At 68.6% G+C, this 17,412-nt stretch carries 12 protein-coding genes, 1 tRNA gene and 1 pseudogene; 3 read left to right on the top strand and 11 right to left on the bottom strand.

Features of this window, described 5'->3' with window-relative positions; all coding sequences use genetic code 11:
* Nucleotides 1-491 precede the first annotated feature (491 nt).
* Together VXC91_RS32930 and VXC91_RS32935 are read left to right on the top strand one after the other, a co-directional pair.
* Entirely contained in the window at nt 492-1,835 is a 1,344-nt protein-coding gene (locus tag VXC91_RS32930; protein WP_329511018.1) for a DUF7933 domain-containing protein, read from the top strand.
* A gap of 141 nt (nt 1,836-1,976) precedes the next feature.
* Nucleotides 1,977-2,055 (top strand) — tRNA-Tyr (locus VXC91_RS32935).
* Between the two features lie 97 nt (nt 2,056-2,152).
* On the opposite strand, the gene VXC91_RS32940 is transcribed toward VXC91_RS32935, so the two are convergent.
* Both VXC91_RS32940 and VXC91_RS47160 read right to left on the bottom strand, forming a co-directional pair.
* Nucleotides 2,153-3,673 (bottom strand): tyrosine-type recombinase/integrase, encoded by a 1,521-nt coding sequence (locus VXC91_RS32940; protein ID WP_329511019.1) that lies wholly within the window; start codon nt 3,671-3,673, stop codon nt 2,153-2,155.
* A 113-nt stretch (nt 3,674-3,786) separates the two neighbouring features.
* Nucleotides 3,787-4,029, bottom strand: a complete 243-nt coding sequence (locus tag VXC91_RS47160; RefSeq protein ID WP_408057534.1) for a hypothetical protein — start codon at nt 4,027-4,029, stop codon at nt 3,787-3,789.
* Between the two features lie 554 nt (nt 4,030-4,583).
* Here VXC91_RS47160 and VXC91_RS32950 point away from each other — a divergent pair.
* Nucleotides 4,584-5,777, top strand: a complete 1,194-nt coding sequence (locus tag VXC91_RS32950) for a cellulase family glycosylhydrolase (protein ID WP_329511020.1) — start codon at nt 4,584-4,586, stop codon at nt 5,775-5,777.
* Nucleotides 5,778-5,784: 7 nt separating this feature from the next.
* On the opposite strand, the gene VXC91_RS32955 is transcribed toward VXC91_RS32950, so the two are convergent.
* From VXC91_RS32955 to VXC91_RS32995, 9 genes and pseudogenes are all read right to left on the bottom strand, one after another.
* The gene (locus VXC91_RS32955) at nt 5,785-6,933 is read right to left on the bottom strand and encodes a glycosyltransferase family 4 protein (RefSeq protein WP_329511021.1); all 1,149 of its coding nucleotides are present in this window, start codon (nt 6,931-6,933) and stop codon (nt 5,785-5,787) included.
* A complete protein-coding gene (locus VXC91_RS32960; RefSeq protein ID WP_329511028.1) occupies nt 6,930-8,165 on the bottom strand; it encodes a polysaccharide pyruvyl transferase family protein in 1,236 nt (411 codons plus the stop codon). The genes VXC91_RS32955 and VXC91_RS32960 overlap by 4 nt, the downstream gene beginning before the upstream one ends.
* 5 nt (nt 8,166-8,170) lie before the next feature.
* Entirely contained in the window at nt 8,171-9,793 is a 1,623-nt protein-coding gene (locus VXC91_RS32965) for a lipopolysaccharide biosynthesis protein (protein WP_329511022.1), read from the bottom strand.
* The gene (locus VXC91_RS32970) at nt 9,790-10,935 is read right to left on the bottom strand and encodes a glycosyltransferase family 4 protein (RefSeq protein WP_329511023.1); all 1,146 of its coding nucleotides are present in this window, start codon (nt 10,933-10,935) and stop codon (nt 9,790-9,792) included. Before VXC91_RS32970 ends, VXC91_RS32965 begins: the two co-directional genes overlap by 4 nt.
* Entirely contained in the window at nt 10,932-13,232 is a 2,301-nt protein-coding gene (locus VXC91_RS32975; protein ID WP_329511024.1) for a DUF2206 domain-containing protein, read from the bottom strand. Before VXC91_RS32975 ends, VXC91_RS32970 begins: the two co-directional genes overlap by 4 nt.
* Before the next feature lie 161 nt (nt 13,233-13,393).
* Complete coding sequence (locus tag VXC91_RS32980) at nt 13,394-14,485, bottom strand: glycosyltransferase family 4 protein (RefSeq protein ID WP_329511025.1); 1,092 nt, start codon at nt 14,483-14,485, stop codon at nt 13,394-13,396.
* A gap of 80 nt (nt 14,486-14,565) precedes the next feature.
* Nucleotides 14,566-15,012: a hypothetical protein gene (locus VXC91_RS32985; protein ID WP_329511026.1), complete on the bottom strand. Its 447-nt coding sequence runs from the start codon at nt 15,010-15,012 to the stop codon at nt 14,566-14,568.
* Complete coding sequence (locus VXC91_RS32990; protein ID WP_329511027.1) at nt 15,009-15,881, bottom strand: glycosyltransferase family 2 protein; 873 nt, start codon at nt 15,879-15,881, stop codon at nt 15,009-15,011. Before VXC91_RS32990 ends, VXC91_RS32985 begins: the two co-directional genes overlap by 4 nt.
* A 1,390-nt stretch (nt 15,882-17,271) precedes the next feature.
* Nucleotides 17,272-17,412: pseudogene (locus VXC91_RS32995) on the bottom strand (site-specific integrase); the annotation flags it as partial.

Consider the following 17,412-nt stretch of genomic DNA (forward strand, 5'->3'; position numbering starts at 1 on the left):
GTGCAGCGGGCTGAGCAGGAAAAAACCTCTGTGGCTGGGGCCGGTCGGCTCCACGGCTTTAGCCACCTCCCCGGTCCGGGTCCCGCGTCGAGCAAGATCAGGGGGCCACTCGTGCACATTGCGGGCAGGTCCAAAGCCTGCCCGAGTTGCCAACCAGCGTACGGCCCCCTGATCATGCTCGACCCCAGACCGGGCAGGCCACCGGCCAAACCCGTTCCACCGACCTCAATTCGAACTCACTGGCCATTTCCGGGAGGCGCGCATTTAGGCATTACATTGCTAGATGAAATTCCGATGTAAGCCCACAGCGTCCCTCCCAGTTCGGCCAACGCGGTGAAAGATACAGCCGTCGAGGTCGCTGGTCGTCTTTTTTGAGGGCGCGTGCTGGAATTAAGGCGACCTGCCTATCGGGGTGCATAGCTGATGGTCTGGGCTGCGCCATTTCTACCCATGTCCGCTGTTGCTTGTACGCCGTGTTGATTGGAAAACAGATGGTGGAAATTTCCGCAGTTAAGCTTTCCTGGCGCACGCGCACTGCATCGGTGTCCCTGGTAGCACTTGCGATCGCGAGTGCTCCGCTGGCCTCTCAAGCCCAGGCTCTGGTTACGTCGCCGGGGGTGAACGCCCGGCATGCACCTGGCACTCCGGGGGCCCCGCAGGCCCCGGTTACGGTGTTCGTCGAAGACTTCGAAAACGCAGGCGAGACTCCGATCTTCCTGGAGGACTACGTCGGCGCTCCACCGCTCAACGAGACATACACAGCCGACCCCCCGTGGCTTGACCACGGACAGTGCAACGGCATCATCCTCAATCAGGCCGGTGCTGATGAGCCTAACTGCCCGCCAGTATTGAAGAACCTGGCCAATGCGCTGGGACAGGTAGGCGGAACGAATCCGCCGACCAACCACGTGGTCGCGGCCTACACCAACTGGGTGCCACCTGGCGCCGACCGGGTGGAGTTCCGGACCAAGCAGCCGATCCCGATCGCGAAGCCGAACCGCTACATCACCTTCGCAGTGGACGTAGCCGCCGTGAATTGCGACCAAGCGGCTCCTCCGCTGCTGAAGTTCTATCTGACCGGCAACGGGTCAGACATCCCTACCTTCACCACCCCCATCAATCCCTGCGCCGATCCCAACTCCAAGCCCTACCCCGGAGGAAGCGGGTTGAGGGCCGGGGCGTTCGCCAGCAACAGAGCTGTACTGTTCAACGATATCCAGTTGGGCATCAAGATGGTCAATGGGCAAGGCGACTGGTTCGGTAATGACCATGCATTCGACAACATCCGGATCCTAGATGCGACTCCGCAGCTGGACAAGGCGTTCAATCCTGCCACGATCGATCAGGGTGGCACCTCGACACTCGCTATGACGGTGACCAACACCAGTGAACTGGCGGCGAAGAACGACTTCAGCTTCGCCGACAACCTGCCCGCTGGAGTGAAGGTGGCCTCGAACGCGAACGCATCGACGACCTGCGGCAACGGCACGGTGTCCGCGACGGCGGGGGGCGCGTCCGTTGCTCTGAACGGCGGCGACCTGGCCGCCGGCGAGAAATCCTGCACGGTCACGGTGAACGTCACGGCCGACAAGCCGGGCACCTACGTCAACCGCCCCGAAGCGATCTCCACGGTTGGCTTGAATCCCCCGGACCCCGCGACCCTGACCGTCAAGAAAAAGGGAGCAGCGGTGGGCACCGCGACGGGCTCGGGCGGTCTGCTTTCCGGCAATGTGGTGCAGGTACCGGTGGACATCCCGGTCAACGCTTGCGGCAACTCCGTGAACTTCATCGGACTGCTCAACCCGGCGACGGGCAACGTCTGCGTCAACGGCTAGCCGACCAGGTCACTCGCCGCGCCGGGACCGGGCGGGTCTCGGCGGGCACAGATCGTCCGGCTGACATCACCAGTTGACATCAACGCCGCTGAACGAGGGCAGACAACGGCAACTCTGCCCGCAGTGGCAGACAGCCATAAGGGCCCGTTCCGTGAGGTCGCCGCACGCAGCGATCGAACTTGTAAAGCGAAGGTCGTCGGTTCGAATCCGACAGGGGGCTCACCCTCTGACCTGCGTCGGAGCATCAAACAGGCCCACCGGAGACCGCCTCCGGTGGGCCTGTTGAGCGTCAATGGGAACGCCATGGGAACGCGGCGTCAGGCGGCGTCCTCGCTGGGAACGCCGGCGGGATTCTCGGCCGTTTGAGCACCGGCCTTCGCGTCCGGCTCGTGAGCAACGTCACGGTGCGCCGGGGACTTGCGCGGGACCAGAGCAAGCGGAGCCTCGGCCTGGGCGTCCTCGAACTGCGGCAGCACGGACGTGTACGTGTCGGCAGTTAGCGAGTACGAGCCGTGCCCCAGCAGATTCTGGATGGCCTTCATGTGCAGGCCGGCAGCCAGCGACAGCGTCGCCGCGCAGTGCCGCAGGTCGTGCAGCCGCACCGGCGGCAGGCCGAGCCTCGCCACCAGGCGCGTGAACGTCTGCGACAGGTGCTCCGGGTGGTAGGCGCGACCGTCCTCCCAGGTGAACACCAGGCCCGTGTCCTTCCACGCCTTGGCGCTCTCCTCCCACTCGGCGCGCTCCCCGGCCTGCCGCTCGCGCCACAGTTCCAGCAGCTTCCGCGTCTCCGAGTCCAGCTTGATCGTCCGCTCGCCGCTTTCGCTCTTGGGGGTGTCCTCCCACACGTCGTATGACGCGACCACCAGCTGCTCGCTGATGTGCACGGTGCCGTGTGTCAGGTCGGTCTCCGCCCACGGCAGGCCGGCAGCCTCGCCGCGGCGCAGCCCCCTGAAGATCATCAGGTGGAACATCGGGTACAGGCGGTGCCCGGCGACGGCGTCCAGGAACTCGCCTGTCTGCTCGGGCATCCACACCATGACCTTGCCGGGCTTCTCGCCGGTCTGACGCCACGCCTCGATCCGGGCCGGTGTCCACACGAGCGGCTTGGGGCGGACGTACTTCGGCAGGACGACACCCTTCGTCCAGTTCTCGGAGATCAGCTTCTCGTCCACGGCGTCGTCCAGGGCGCCGGAGAGAGTGTTGCGCATCCTCAACTGCGTGCCGGGGCCGGTCACATGCGTGGGCAGGGCGCGGGCTTCCGTCAAGGCGGCCTTGGCGTCCTGCCACGCCTGGCGCAGCCCCTCGGGGCGCGGCCGGTGCGGGCAGTCCTTCCAGGCCGCGTGCGCGGCGCGTTCGGCAGCGAGGGCCTGGTGCGCCTTGCGCTGGTTTTCTGCGTGGACCTCGTTGTCGGCCCACAGCTTCTCGGACATGCCCTGGATGTGGCGGGTGCGCAGTTGCAGCAGCTTGGTCGCCCCGAGATAGGGGATGAAGACCCGCTCGATGTAGTCCTTGTAGCTGGTGCGGGTGGACCGCTTGAGGTCGACCCGATTGGCGAACCAGCGGCGCAGATAGTCCGCGACGGTCTCCTCGCTCAGGACGTCCACGCCGCCCTGTGCGAGCTTCCAGACTGCCTCGGCTGCGGTGGTTGCGTCCTTCTTCGTGCGGAAGCCGCCCTTCTTGGCGCGCGGTCGGCGCTTGCCGTCCGGGCCGGGGGGCAGCTCGATGGAGTAGTACCAGGACCCGTGGTCGCGCTGCTTCAGCTTGGGGCAGGCCTTCTCCAGGAAGCCGCTCTTCTGGTTGCCGTCCTCGTCCAGGACCGGCCGGCCAGCCTTGTCCAACAGTGGGCCCTTGCAGGCAGAGTTGTCCGGCCGCCCTGCTCTAGGTGCCAGCGAGGCGGCGACGGCGTTGTGTGCGCTCGCCGTCATCCCTTGGTCGAGGACATCGTCGAGTCCTAAGCGGACCTCATCGAGTGGCGGGGCGCAAGCGCCACCGCCAGCTCACGGGCGCTCGTCCGCGGCACCCGGTCGGACAGCGCCGATGCGATGGAGTCCACCCACTCCTCTGTGGTGATCTCGCCGAGGAGGAGCGGCAGGTCGCGTTCAGGGGCGTAGGCCGCTCTTACGGTGGTGCCCTCGGCCAGTCCCGCAGCACAACCCGCCTCGAAGGGCCTGCTGGATATCTCGGAAACCGTCACCGTCCTGAATAGGACAACGTTCGACCACCGCTAGATCGCAACCAGGAACAGGCCCTAGCAGGAGATCGGTCCCACCCGCGACCCGCACGAGATCGCCGCCCTCGAAGCCGAACGCTGGGCCCCTACCGCGACGCCTTCGGCCTTTGCACCGGCTGCGGCCTGAAAGGACGCGTCGAACGCCGCTGAGCGGCCGACGACTCCGGCTCCCGGAAGTCCCTCCCCCGTACGCCCAGCCCTGGAAGTGAGCGCCCTGCCCACACGCCTGCAGCTATGTCGGCCAGTTCGAGATCCACCTGGGCATCCTGTACGGACGGGCCCGCAGATCAGCGCGAGCAGATAGCCCGTCCTCAGCGGCCATGAGGGCCTGTGAGACGGTCTCTTTGGGCCGCAAGGCCAATGCGCCACGAAAAATCGATCACAAGTGCGGCACAATCTCGCCGCATTAGGCCCGCCGCGTTTACGCTGCGCGGGTGTCCCAACAGCCCGTGTCCCGCTCATCCTTGCCAGGCCGCAGCAGCAGGCGCCGACCGACTCTGCAGTCGCGTCTCGTCAGCGTGTTGGTCTCCGTCCTCGTCGTCGCCGCATGTGCTGCCGGAGTCGTGGCATTGACCGGCGGTGGCTCGGCCACCTCCCGGACGCCAGACGACGGCGGCATCGGTGCGTCGCCATCGTCCGCGACAGCGCAGTCCGAGAAGCACGACCGTACGCACAACCTCCGATTCGGCCTCTCCTACGGCGACACGCTGACCTGGATGACGGACGCCCAACTGAACAAAGCAATGCAGGACGCCAAGGAACTCGGTGTCCACTGGCTGCGGGTGGACCTGTCCTGGCGGAACATCCAGCCTGACTCACCCACCCAGTACCTGTGGGACCGCTTCGACCGGGTGGTTGCCGCGGCCCGCGCCCAGCACCTGGAGATCCTGGCGACCCTCTCCTACACCCCTCGGTGGGCCGGCGACCCGTCCTGCGCGCGAAGCCAGACCTGCCCGCCCGCCAACAATGCACGATTTGCCGAGTTCGCGCGGCACGCCGCCGAGCGCTATGCATCCCAGGGCGTGCACACTTGGGAGATCTGGAACGAGCCGAACATCCAGAAGTTCTGGCTCACCGGCCCCAGCATCGAGCGCTATACCGGGCTGCTCACCGCCACCTCGAAGGCCATTCGCTCCGTCGACCCCGACGCGTATCTGCTCCTCGGCGGCCTCGCCGCCGTGGAGACCATCCCGTCCAAGCAGTACGTGTCCCACAAAACGTTCCTGGAGGGGCTGGCGCGGGAGGGCGCGCTGAAGCAGGTGGACGCCATCTCGTACCACCCCTACACCTATCCGTTGCTTCCCAGCACCGAGACCGCCACGGGTACCCGCTTCCAGGACATCGACCGTACTCCCGACAGCCTCGTCTCCACGCTCGAGCGGTACGGCGAGCCGGACATGCCGGTGTGGCTGACCGAGACCGGGGCGCCCACCTGGTCCGGCGGACGGGCCGCGGACAGCACGGACGCCCAGGGCACCTCCCACGTCACCCCACGACTGCAGGCCGAGATCGCCACGGACACCGTGCCGGCTGCCGCCGCCAAGCCCTCCGTGGGCGCGGTGTTCTGGTTCGGGTATCGGGACGGCAGTCCGCAGAGTGCGAGCGACCGCAAGTCGCAGTTCTACGGGCTGGCGTACTACGACGGCACCCGCAAGCCTGCCTTTGAGGCGTTTGGGAAGGCCATCAGCGCATACAAGGCCACCGCGAAGTGATCGTGCGTCATGGGCACCGGAACAACTCCAGGTAGCGCCGCATCAATGCCGGCCACGGGTAGCGATCTTCGGCTGTGCGGCGCCCGGCAGCCCCCATGCGGTCCGCGAGGTCGCCATCCGTCAGCAGTTTGGCGCTGGCGGCGGCCAGCGCGGCCGGGTCGCCGGGCGAGACCAGCAGTCCTGTCTCCCCGTCGGCAATGACGTGCGGGATGCCGCCAACATCCGAGCCCACCACGGGCGTTCCGCAGGCCATGGCCTCGACCAGAGCCATACCGAAGGATTCTGCCTCAGTGAGCGACGGCAGGGCGAGCACAGCGGCCGAGCGCACTGCGTCCACCAGCGCGTCACCACTGAGCGAGCCCGAGGCTTCCACCCGATCCCCGACGCCGAGCTCGGCGGCAAGGGCACGTAGGCCGGGGAGCGCGTCGCCGTCGCCGACAAGGCGCAGCCGGGCATCGGGCACCTCCGCCACCAACTGCGCGAAGGCGCGTACCAGCACGTCGACGCCCTTCCACGCCGAGGAGCGGTCCATGCGGCCGACGTAGAGCAGGGTGCACGGGCGCTGCGAGGCTGGGGCGCCCGGCGTGAAGCGGGCGGTGTCCACACCGGGTGTGATCCGGACCGTATGTGGGTGGCCGTCGGCCAGGGACACCGGTGACACGGCGACCAGGCGGCGGGCCCGGGCAAACACCCGGGGCAGTATCACCTTCTCGTACAGGCCGATCAGCCGGTCGGCGAGGCCGCTGCCGGGGTCGCCCTTGTGCATCGAACCCGCGTGGTAGGTCAGCACAGTCGGCCTGCTGCCCGCGACGGCGATCGCGAGGTCGCCGAGGCCGGGAACGGGCGCGTGGGCGTTGACGACGTCGACGCCGAGCCGGCGCAGCCAGTAACGCAGCTGGAGCGGCCACAAGGGGCTGAGTGGGGTGTTGGACAGCTTCAGCCAGGCGCCCAGCCGGACCACTGGAACGCCGTCCTCCGTGGTGACCGTCGTTCGCAGCCCGTCGGGGCGGGTGGTGATCACCACGATCTGCAGATCGGGGACGGCGGCGACGGCCTGGGCGATGCGGGCGGCGTACTGCTCGACGCCGCCGATCTTGGGCGGGTAGTACGGGGCTACTACGGCAACGGTGCGGGCCTTGGCAGGGAGGCTGCTCACGCCGCCTCCTGGAGCCGCCGCGGCAGTGAGCGGGCGCGCGCAACGTAGCCGGGCAGGTTTCGCTCGAGGACCGCACGGTACGGGGCCGGGTCCTTCAACAACGGCTCGACCAAGGCCCAGAGCCGGTCGTGGATCACCTCGGCGATGGGCAGAACCCACTCGCCGAGCTCCAAGTCGGCCATGATGCCTCGGGTCTTGTGCTCATATTCGATGGCCACGCAGGGAACGCCACTGGTCAGGGAGAAGATCACCGAGTGGAAGCGAGTGCCGATGAGCAACGAGCACTCGTCGTACAGCCCCTTCAGGTCGCGGTAGTGGACGACCTCGTCGACCATCAGCGGCCCGCTCGCGCAGTGCGCGGCGATACGGCGCTCACAAACCCGGTCGTCATCGCCCAGGTAGTCGGTGCTGACCTGGGGGATGAGCACCACGCGGGCGCCGGTGGCCTGCACGGCGTCGATGGTGCGGGCCAGCTCCCGCTCGTAGCGGTCTTGGGCTGCAGGGGCCAGCCAGCGGCGGGCTGTGACGCCGACGAGGCTGTCGCCTGGGCCGACGCCGAGACGGTCACGCCAGTCGGTCATCGGCTCGGGGGCGAAGGCGAATCCTGCGTCCACGGCTCGCTCGATGCGTTCCGCTGGTATCGCGCACGCCAGCAGCTCGCCGACGCTGACGTCCTCGCGGGCGAGCACCGCGGCGGAGCGGCACATCACCCGACCGACCAGCCTGCGCTGCGCGGCGGCCGGGAACGGGCCGAAGGACTGGGGCGCCCAGACCACCGGCACGCCCGCCTTCTGTGCCAGCAGCGCCGGCAGCAGCACGAAGAAGATGTTCTGGTAGCCGTCGAGACCAGGCCGGGCCAGGACGTATCCGCCGCCCATGGACACCACCAGGTCTGCACGCGACACGGCCTCGGCCTCCCGCCGGGCCTCGGCCGGCAGCACCCGCACCACCGCCCGGGCGAGCGGCTGCGGCAGGGTGACGGCGGCGGTGCCCGCGAGGCCCAGCAACGTCTTGCGCAGCAGGCGGCGGGGGAGCGACACCGTGCCGTCGGCGGCGTAGCGCCGGATCGATCCGATGTTGCGCACGCCTTCGAATTCGGCGTGGACGGCCGCGTCCTCCATGCCCGCGATGACCAGCTCGGCGTCGGGGAAGGCTTCGCGCACCTGCCCCAGGCACACCGAGAGCAGAGCGGCGTCGCCGGCGTTCTCGCGGACGTAGGCGTTGATCACCACGATGTTCAAGGAGCGGACCTCTCGGAACTGGAGTGGGCGTGGAACGGGGCCGCGTGGCTGGACGGGTCGGGACAGGTGGGGCCGACCTCGTGCGGATCCGTGTGGAGACCTGGAGTGGGATCCGTGCGGGGGTGCCCGTAGGTATCCCAGTAAGGGTCCGAAAACGCGTATGCATTGGAATCGACGGCAGTGGCCGCGAAGGGATAGGCCAGGCCGCCCCCGTAAGGATCGGGGGGACCGACGGGGTACGGCGCCTCGGGTTCGACCGGACCGGCCGCGGCCTCAACGGGACTGGTCGGGGCCTGGGCTCCCACCACCTCGGGGGCGGAACCGCCCGCCGGCGTCGACGCCTCGCCCGGGCGCCCGCGTACCAGGCACACCGTGGCGAACACCCCGCCCGCCGCATTGCCTGCAGCCCACGCGTAGCCGACCCACACCAGCCCGCGGTCGGCGAAGGCAAAGCTCAAGCCGATGGACAGGCCTGCCATGATCGTGTTGGCGGCAATCAGGTGCCGCATGCGCTGGGCCAGCTTGAGCGCGAAGCAGGCCCAGGTGTTCAGGGCGACGGGCAGAGCGGCGATCGCCAGCACGGTCAACAGGGGCCGGGCCTGCTCGGCGTACCCCGCGCCGAACATGCGCAGCAGCAGTCCCCCTCCGACGACCACCACCAGCGCGGCGGGCACCTGCACGGCCGCGATGATCCGCGCCGAGCGCAGCATCAGCTCCCGAAAACGCGATTGCTGGTGCGAGACCTCCGCGAAGACGGCCTCTCCCACGGCGGTGGAGACGGCATTCAGCATGGCCGCGATCTGGAAGGCGACGAAGTAGTAGCCGGCCTCGGCCGCCCCCAGATGGTGCAGCACGATCAGCGGAGTGGCCAGCACGGGCGCCAGGTTGACCAGGTTGGAAACGTGGCTGGCCACGGAGAAGCGGAACTTTTCGCGCAGCCGGGTGCCGCGTGTGCGCAGGTCGACACGGAAGCCGAGGCGGCGTCGGAGCACCAGCACGGCGACCGCGACCGTCACCACGTAGCCCACGCCCGCCGAGGCGACGATGCCGAAGACGCCGAGCCCGGTGAGGATCGCGGGTAGAGCAACCTTGGCCGCGCCCTGGGTCAGCCCGTCGATCAGGACGTTGAACTCTGGGATGCGGGCCGCGTTGAAGACCGACTTCACCAGCATGCTCGCCGCCGCGCAGCCGCAGAAGGCGGCGAAGGCCGCAGCCGACAGCCAGTCGTCGCGGACGAACGCCAGTTTGGCGCCATACAGTGGCAGTCCCATCAAGTAGATGCCGCCCGCCACACAACCGACGACCGTCACCAGCACCATCGCCTGGCTGATCTGCGCGTTGCGTGCATCCCGCTCGGCCGGGAACCGGATCAGCGTGTTGTTCAGCCCGAGCAGGCTGAACGTGGCCAGCAGCGAGGTCGCGGAGATCAGCGAGGTGGCAAGCCCGACCTGGGCAGGGGTGTAGAAGCGAGCGACCACCACCCAGAACACGAAGCTGAGGCCGGCGGTCACCACCGTGGAGACGAGCAGGAAGAAGGAGCTGCGGTAGATACGGTCGCCGGTGCGGCGGTGCCGCCCCCGTCCACGCGCGGCCGGGCCGGTACTCGCGGCGCCGGTCATGGGCGCGCACCTCCGCCGCGGTAGTGCGCCAGCAGGGCCCTGACGTGCTCGTCCCAGGCGAAGGCCTGCTCCGCGTAAATGCGGGAGTACTCCCCCATGCGGGCCCGTCGCGCAGGATCCGACGCCAGAGCGCGCAGCTCGGCGGCCAGCGCGGGCACCTCACGCGGTAGCAGGCAGACCCCGTCGCGGTCCAAGGCGTAAGGGGCGTAGCCGGGGTCGTCGGTCGTGACCACCGGCAGCCCTGAGGCCATGGCCTCCTGCACCGTGAGCGGGAAGCCCTCGGCGGTCGAGGGCAGCGCGAAGACGTCGCAGGCCCGGTAGGCCTGGGCGAGCGCCTCGGGCGTCAGCGCGCCCAAGTGGTGGACGCCCGGACGGTCAGCGAACGCGCCCGCAGCATCGCCGTCCCCGGCGAACACCAGGTCGTAGCCCGCGTCGGGCGCGTGGGCCGAAAGAAGCAGGTCATAGCCCTTCTTGGGGACGAGACGCCCCGCGAACAGCACGAGCACCCGGTCGGCGGGCAGCCCGAGCCGCTTACGGGCGAGCTCCCGCTCGGTCGCGTCGGCGGCCGGCCGGAACAGATCCGTGTCCACACCGTTGGCCAGATGCCGGCCCGACCGTGCACCGTACGCCCGCACGAACGCGGCGACGGAGGCGTTCAGCGTGAACACCATTCGGGCACCACGCAGCAGGGCCCGCCCCGCCACTCCGTACACCGCCCGCTGCACAGCCTTGACCAGGCCGGACGGATGGTCGACGACGGCCACGTGCTGGGTCAGGACGTACGGCGTGCGGGTCAACCGGGCCGCCAGGCCTGCTGCCCAGGAACTGAGGTAGAGGCAGTCGTGGATGTGGACTGCGTCCGAGCGGCGCACCCAGCGCAGCGCGGCGGTCGCCAGGGCCGGTGAGAACATCGGGAAGGGCACGCCAGCGCGGCGCTCGGCGCCGTTCCACGCTGCCACACGCACCACGCGGACGCCGTCCTCGACGCTGATGTGGGAACGGTCCCCGCTGGTGAGGACTGTGACCGCGGCACCCTGGGCGGCCAGGCCCCGGGCCTCGCGGTGGACGACGTTCTCAATCCCCCCGACATGTGGCGGGTAGTAGTGGCTGACCAGCAGGACCCTCGGTGCTTGCGCACTCATCGGTAGATCACCGCTCCCCCGTTGCTGTAGATCAGGTCCCGGTCGTCCAGGACCCTCATCGGGTACCGGTACGTGATGAGGTCGCCGCCGTAGAACACCGTCACCCGGTCCGTGCGGGTGGGGGTAGTGCCCAGCAGCACATAAGAGTCGGTGCGCAGATCGGCCGGGTCGATGTCGGCGATGGCGGGGTGGGTCAGCAGCGTCTGGAGCCGGGCGTAGCTGAACCGGTCGGTCTGCACCAGTCCCACGCCCTCCTTGCCGAGCCGGGCGTCAAGCCACAACGCGGCCCGGCGTTCCTCCGCATGCGGGTAGTAAATTGCGTAGTACTGGCCGGAATTGGACAGCTGCACCTGCGCCGGATAGCCGCCGAGCGCCTTCGGCACCACCCCGGCCAGGTCCAGCAGAAGTCCGGCGAGCAGTGTGCACGCCAACAACACGGTCCGCCGCCCGGCCCAGCGCAGCGCCCAGAGGGTGGCCGTGGCCAGGAACGGCCCGAAAAAGAACAAACCCTGTTGGAAGGCACGCAGCAGGCTGTAGTCCACCGACAGCTGCGGCACGAGGGTGAACACTGCGACCATGCACCAGGCGCCGGCGGCTATGGTCACCTGGTCGCGCACCGGTCGGAACGCCGAGCGGCGCGCACGCAGCGCCACGACGAACCCAGCCATCACCATGACCTGGAAGAACAGCGCCGCGCCCTGCCGCAGCGTGCCGTTGAGCCCGGGCACACTGATGCCAACCGAGTCCAGGGCCCTGCCGAGAACGGTCAGTTTCATCTGCGGGACGTCGACGACGGGCGTGTCCAGGCCGTCGATCTCCTTCAGCGGCAGGTAGTCGCCGCTCGTCCGCTCCGCGCGGGTCTGCTGCAGCAGCTCGGCCCGGTAGTCGTGCAGCCGCTTGGTGGGGGAGGTCTTGACCCCGCCGAAGATGCTGTACGCGGTGTCCGAGGACCCCGACTCCGACTTGCCGCCGATGACGGCCTGGGCTACGGCGTGCAGGGTGCGCTCGGCCTGGCCGCCGGTGTGGGTCAGCGGGCCGGCCCACAGCAGCGCCAGCACGGCAGGTACGGCGACCACCCACCAGGACAGGAAGGAGAACATCCGATCCTCGCGGCGCTTGCGCCGCACCCGCTTTCGCCCCCGGCGGGACGCGAGCCGCCACGCTTTGTCGAGGAGGAAGGAAACCGCGAGGGTGCCAACAACGACGTACGTCGTGGAGTAGTGCGACAGCACGATGCCGGCGAGCAGCACGACGAAGACGATCCGGCGCCTCCGCAGCGGCCCGCCGGAGTCGGTGAGCACCATCATGGCGCAGCCCAGCAACAGGAAGGCGATCTCCTGTCGGCCGAGGTAGGGCATGTCGGTCAGGAACGTCGGGAAGACGATGAAGTACACCGCCGACATCAGGGCCACCACGCGAGGGGCCACGTTGCGGACGGCGCGGTGCACCAAGACCGGGGTGAGCGCAAACAGCAGTGGCAGGACGACCTTGAAGATCAGAGTGTCGGGCAGCGCGGTGAGCTGAAAGACGCTCACCGGCAGCAGCGTGATACTCAGGCAGGCGTTGTACGGGTCGGTGTAGGTGCCGATGTCCCAATGCTCGCCACCGAGGGCCAACCGGAAGTACAGGAACTCCTTCTGGATATCGTGCCCGGTGATGTACTGCCCGCGCAGCGAAGTGAGCAGCAGCAGCGCGGCCGAGGCACAGTAGAGGCCGAACTCCAGGACAGGGACCGGGTAGCGGGCCCGACGCAGCAGGAGCAAGGCGATCAGTGCGGCCACGACGACCATGGCCACCGTGCTGACGCTGCCGCCCAGCCCGTTGTTGAGACGGATCGGCCCGGCCACCGCCAGCACCACGGCCAGTGCGCCCAGGGCCGCCACCGGGCGCAGCCCACGCGCGGCGAACAGGCCCGCGAACCCGCCCGGTTCCACGGGTGGCGCCCCCTCGCGCCGGGTCTCCGGGGCGAGCGCGCCCAGGGCGACCAGGACGACGGTGGTCGCCAGCGCGAGGACGGGCCGGGTGAGCGGGCGGTCGATGCCGAGCGGCGGCAGCGCGGTGTTCACCGTCAGCGCGACCACCATGTCGGTCATCACCGAGAACCCGACCGCCAACAAGAACGCCGCCGTCCCTGAGGTCACGATGCGCCAGGCCACCGCCCGCCACAGCAGGACGGGCGCACCGAACAGCAGCCACAGGCCACCCAGAGTCTGGAGCACGGCCGGCGGGTGGGGGAGTAGCTGCACGGCGCTCGCGGGGGCGAGACTGAGCAGGATGCCGAAACGGCCACTCGGCATCCAGCCCCGCCGTCGAGCTCGAGCTCGACGGCGTCCCCCGACGGGGTCGGCCGGGCGCCCGGCGGAGTCGTCCCCACCGGTCGCGCCGACGTGCCCGTCGGCTCCAGCCCGGTGCGGCTCAGGCTCGTTCATCGCCCGCATGCCCAGCGTGTCCTCGGCCCTCACAGGCCGGCCTTGGCGTAGACGTCTTCCACCCGGCGGGCGACGGCTTCCCATGAATAGCTCCGGGCCCGCTCCGCGCTTGCCACAGCCAACCGGTGCCGCAACACGGGATCAGCAGCGACGGCGTCGATCGATTCGGCCAGGGCTGCGGGCTCGGGCTTGGCGAGCAGGCCGGTTCCGGCGACGAGTTCGCGCGTGCCGGGTACGTCGGTGGCGACGACAGGCAGGGCCGCGGCCATCGCCTCCAGAACGACCAGCGGCATACCCTCCTTGTCGGAGGCGAGCACGAACGCGTCGGCGTCGGCGTATGCCTTGACGAGTTCCTCGCCGAGCAGGCCACCGCTGAACTCCACATTTTCCAGCCCGAGCTGGTCGGACTGTGCCTCCAGCCCCGTGCGCAGCTCGCCGTCGCCGACGACCCGCAGCTGTACTGCACCGCGGACCATGCTCATCGCCTGCAGCAGCCGGGCGACGTTCTTCTGCGCGCTTAGCCGACCGACATACAGCAGCTTCAGCGGATTCGAGGCGGTCTCGCGGACCGGCATGAAGTAGGTCCCGGCCACGCCGTTGGGTACGACGTGGACGCGCTCGGCGGGGACTCGGTAGGTATCAGTGAGGAAGGCCGCCTGTTCGCTGGTCAGCACGATCACACCGGCCGCGGCCCGCAGGACACGCCCCAACACGTGTCGCTTGTAGTACGGCAGCAGCGCCCCGAGGCGTCCAGAGGCGTCCACGTCCAAGTGGAAGTGCAACAGGAAGCGCATGCCCCTCAGGCGGGTGGTGAGAGCGACCAGCTCGGGCAGCAAGGCGTGCGCGCAATGCAGGTGGAGAACCGCGTCGCGAGGCACCCGGGCAAGCCCGGCCGCGAGACCGGGAGCGAGCGCCGTGTGCGCGACCTCGACCGCGCGATAGCGGTGCACCGCCACACCGTTCTCGAGACCCTTGCGGGGAACGCCAGCGGAGCCCAGCGCTGTCGTCAGGACGCGTACGTCATGTCGCTCGGCCAGCTGCTGGGCAAGGTGGGAGACGACCCGTTCCAGCCCGCCCAGGTGTGGGGGGTAGTAGGGGGTGATCTGGACGATGGTGGGCATGAGGCTCCCCGGGGCTGGACTGGTCGTGCTGGGTGGTGCTCGGGCCTTGCGGCGTGACCGGGAGTCCGGCCGCGGATCAGTCAGCGCAGGTGCATCCGCAGCCGCTGTGGATGTCCGGGCAGGGTGACTTCGACGAGGTCTACGTTGCTCCGGCCGCCCTTTGCGCGCAGTCGGATATCGACGCGGATCTGGGCACCGGGTTTAGTGGTGACCGCGACCGTGCGAGCGGCCAGGCGCTTGCCGCCGGTGTCCTCAGCCAACGCCTTGACCGGGTGCCGACCGCCGCTCTCACCGTGCTCGACGATCTCCAGCGATACGACGAGTTCGTCGCCGTCGTACCAGGGGTCCTTGGCGAAGTACAACTCGATGTACGCCTGCTGACGCTCCGTGAAGCTATCGCGTAGCACGCTTCGCACCTCGGGCACCGCCCAGGCTGCACCAGACAACCCCAGCACGGCGACAACGGCGACGAGCCAGCCGAGCAGATGTCGGACGGTCGGCCCGTCCGAGTACCGCCGAATGCTCATGCCAGTTCCAACGTTGCCTTATCGGTGTCGCGCTGGCTCGGCATGCTCGACAGTGTGGCGCCAGCGGCGAGCTCCTTGACCATGGTTGCGGCGCGCTCGGCGGCCTCAGCGGCCCGCTCAGCGGCGGCGGTGGCCCGAGCCACCTCCGCGGCCGGGACCATGCGCGCCGGGGTAGCGCGGAAACGATTGTCCCGAAGCTTGTGCTCGAACAGCTGGCGCAGGTTGGCCACGCCGTCGGGCAGCGCGTTCAGCTTCACCTCGCCGCCGCGCACCCGGTACTCGATGGGGACTTCCAGGTAGCGGAATCCCGCGCGGGTCGCCGCGTTCTTGATCTCCTGCGAGAAGGCCATGCCGGGCGAGCGGACCTCTATGCCGTTCCAGACGTGACGCTGGAAGATCCACATTCCGGACTGCGAGTCCCGCAGGCCGTTGCGGAACAGCACCCGACTCAGGGCGCTCAGCGCGCGGTTGGCGACGGTGTGGGACGGCTTCATAGCATGCCGGTTCTCCCGGCCGAGTCGGTTGGTGTTCATGAACTCCACGTTCCGCTCCACCATGATGTGCAGCAGGTTCGGCAGAGCGTCGAACGGGTAGGTGCAGTCGGCGTCGCCCGTAGCGATGATGTCGCCGGTCGCCGCGTCGAACCCCGCCATGTAGGCGTTGCCGTAGCCACGCTCAGGCTGCAGGACGACGGTCGCGCCGAGCGACTCGGCGACTTTCGCCGTGTCGTCTGTCGAGGCGTTGTCGACCACGATGACCTCAGTCGACCAGCCTGCTTCCGCCAACTCGCGCCGCGGTACGGAGGCCATGACGGCAGGAAGGTTCTCAGCCTCGTTGAGCGCAGGAATGACGATGGACAGGGATCTCAAAACGTGCCCCCCAGAGCAACAGCGCAGAGATGATCACCGGACATTCGTGAGAGATGCAGGCCTCATGACCCGATTCCGGCGGAACTCATGGCACGTGCCAATCGACACACGCCCCCCTCGGCCCCACCGGACTCTCAACTCCCCTGCCTCGTAACAGAGGAGGTAACAAGTTGATGCCCGTACCAAATACCCAGCCAGCACCATAGCTTGTTCACACACCTTTCCCACCCACGTGTGACCCAGTCGTTACTAATGTGACGTCTCGCACTCGGGCGGCGACGCTTCGCGTACAGGCAGCGCTGGAGCCCCAGTTCGAAAGATCGCGTAAGCGGAGCCAGCTCGATCTGTCAAGGCCCTGAGCTGCGCGTTTGTGGCGCTCTAGGGGCAACCGCCGGACAGGGGGAAGGATTCGGAACTTCTCACGGTCTTCTGTACGTCGCTCTAACTCGGCTCCTTGCTTTCCCCGGGTCGGCACCTGAGCGCGCCGTGTGCCGCCGCGCAGCCTGGCTGCGGAGGAGATATGACCACTTGTGACGCAGGCAGCGGTTGCCCTTCACAGGGGTGTTGGGATCGCACTCATCTCTCGTCACCCGTAACACACCAGTCGCGCGGGGCGCTGGAGAGAGTGACCTGGTGGGGTCGAGGCGCCCACCTGCTCTCAAGGGGAGGCATACGGGCGCCAGCGTGCAGCGGCAGGCTCGTTTGCCCCCCGTGACGGGTCTGCCCCTGCTCGCAAAACAAAAGCTGGCCTGGGTGCCATACACGTGGCAGGGCGCCCAGGCCATTCTCACGGGGGACTCCGGCCACACTTCGGGCCCTCCGCCGTGCCATTCGATCAAGTCTGAGTCGGCCCCACCGACCTCGTCCCGACCGACCAGTCCCGCGTGCTGGAGGTGGGGTCCAGCCGCGCGCGTGCCCGCACGTCTGCGGCTACGTCGACCAGCCGGAGATCCGCCCGAGCCGCTAGCCTCTCCTCAGCGGCCAAGAGCGGCCGCGCAGACGGCCGAAGGCCCCAATCCCCTGCACCTTGGGGCGGGGCCTTCGTCGTGCCCAAAGAGTCTGCGACGCTCGCCGCTTCGGCGCCCGACGTCGACCTCGCCAAACCCTCCCGCCCTCGTTCCCACAGCTCCACGAGGCCCCCGATGGGAACGTCATGGGAACGGAAGGCCGTGTAAGGGCCGGGAACGATCCAATAGCGCCGGAAGGCCGAACCCGGCTGACCAGGGAGAACAGGGAATTCGAGGGAAGATCATCACGGACAGGGGAGGCTCTGGGGGCTCTTGTAAAGCGAAGGTCGTCGGTTCGAATCCGACAGGGCGCTCTCCTGCCCAGCAGTACCAACGCCCCGGACCGTGATCGGTCCGGGGCGTTCGACATCCACGGGTGACATTCACGGGGGCGGCCACTCACGGTCGAGGCGGCGCCTGAGCAGGCGATCCATCTGGCTGATGGCCTCGCGCTGTGTGTCCGATATCACGTGCGTGTAGACGGCCATCGTGATGCTGATCTGGCTGTGACCGAGGATCTCCAC

This window comes from Streptomyces chiangmaiensis (assembly GCF_036281785.1).
Taxonomy (GTDB): domain Bacteria; phylum Actinomycetota; class Actinomycetes; order Streptomycetales; family Streptomycetaceae; genus Streptomyces; species Streptomyces chiangmaiensis.

Excerpts from the sequence above, each read along its gene's own strand:
- VXC91_RS32930 (WP_329511018.1), top strand. The coding sequence starts at position 492 with ATGGTGGAAATTTCCGCAGTTAAGCTTTCCTGGCGCACGCGCACTGCA.
- VXC91_RS32975 (WP_329511024.1), bottom strand. The coding sequence starts at position 13,232 with ATGCCGAGTGGCCGTTTCGGCATCCTGCTCAGTCTCGCCCCCGCGAGC.
- VXC91_RS32965 (WP_329511022.1), bottom strand. The coding sequence starts at position 9,793 with ATGACCGGCGCCGCGAGTACCGGCCCGGCCGCGCGTGGACGGGGGCGG.
- VXC91_RS32985 (WP_329511026.1), bottom strand. The coding sequence starts at position 15,012 with ATGAGCATTCGGCGGTACTCGGACGGGCCGACCGTCCGACATCTGCTC.
- VXC91_RS32970 (WP_329511023.1), bottom strand. The coding sequence starts at position 10,935 with ATGAGTGCGCAAGCACCGAGGGTCCTGCTGGTCAGCCACTACTACCCG.
- VXC91_RS32980 (WP_329511025.1), bottom strand. The coding sequence starts at position 14,485 with ATGCCCACCATCGTCCAGATCACCCCCTACTACCCCCCACACCTGGGC.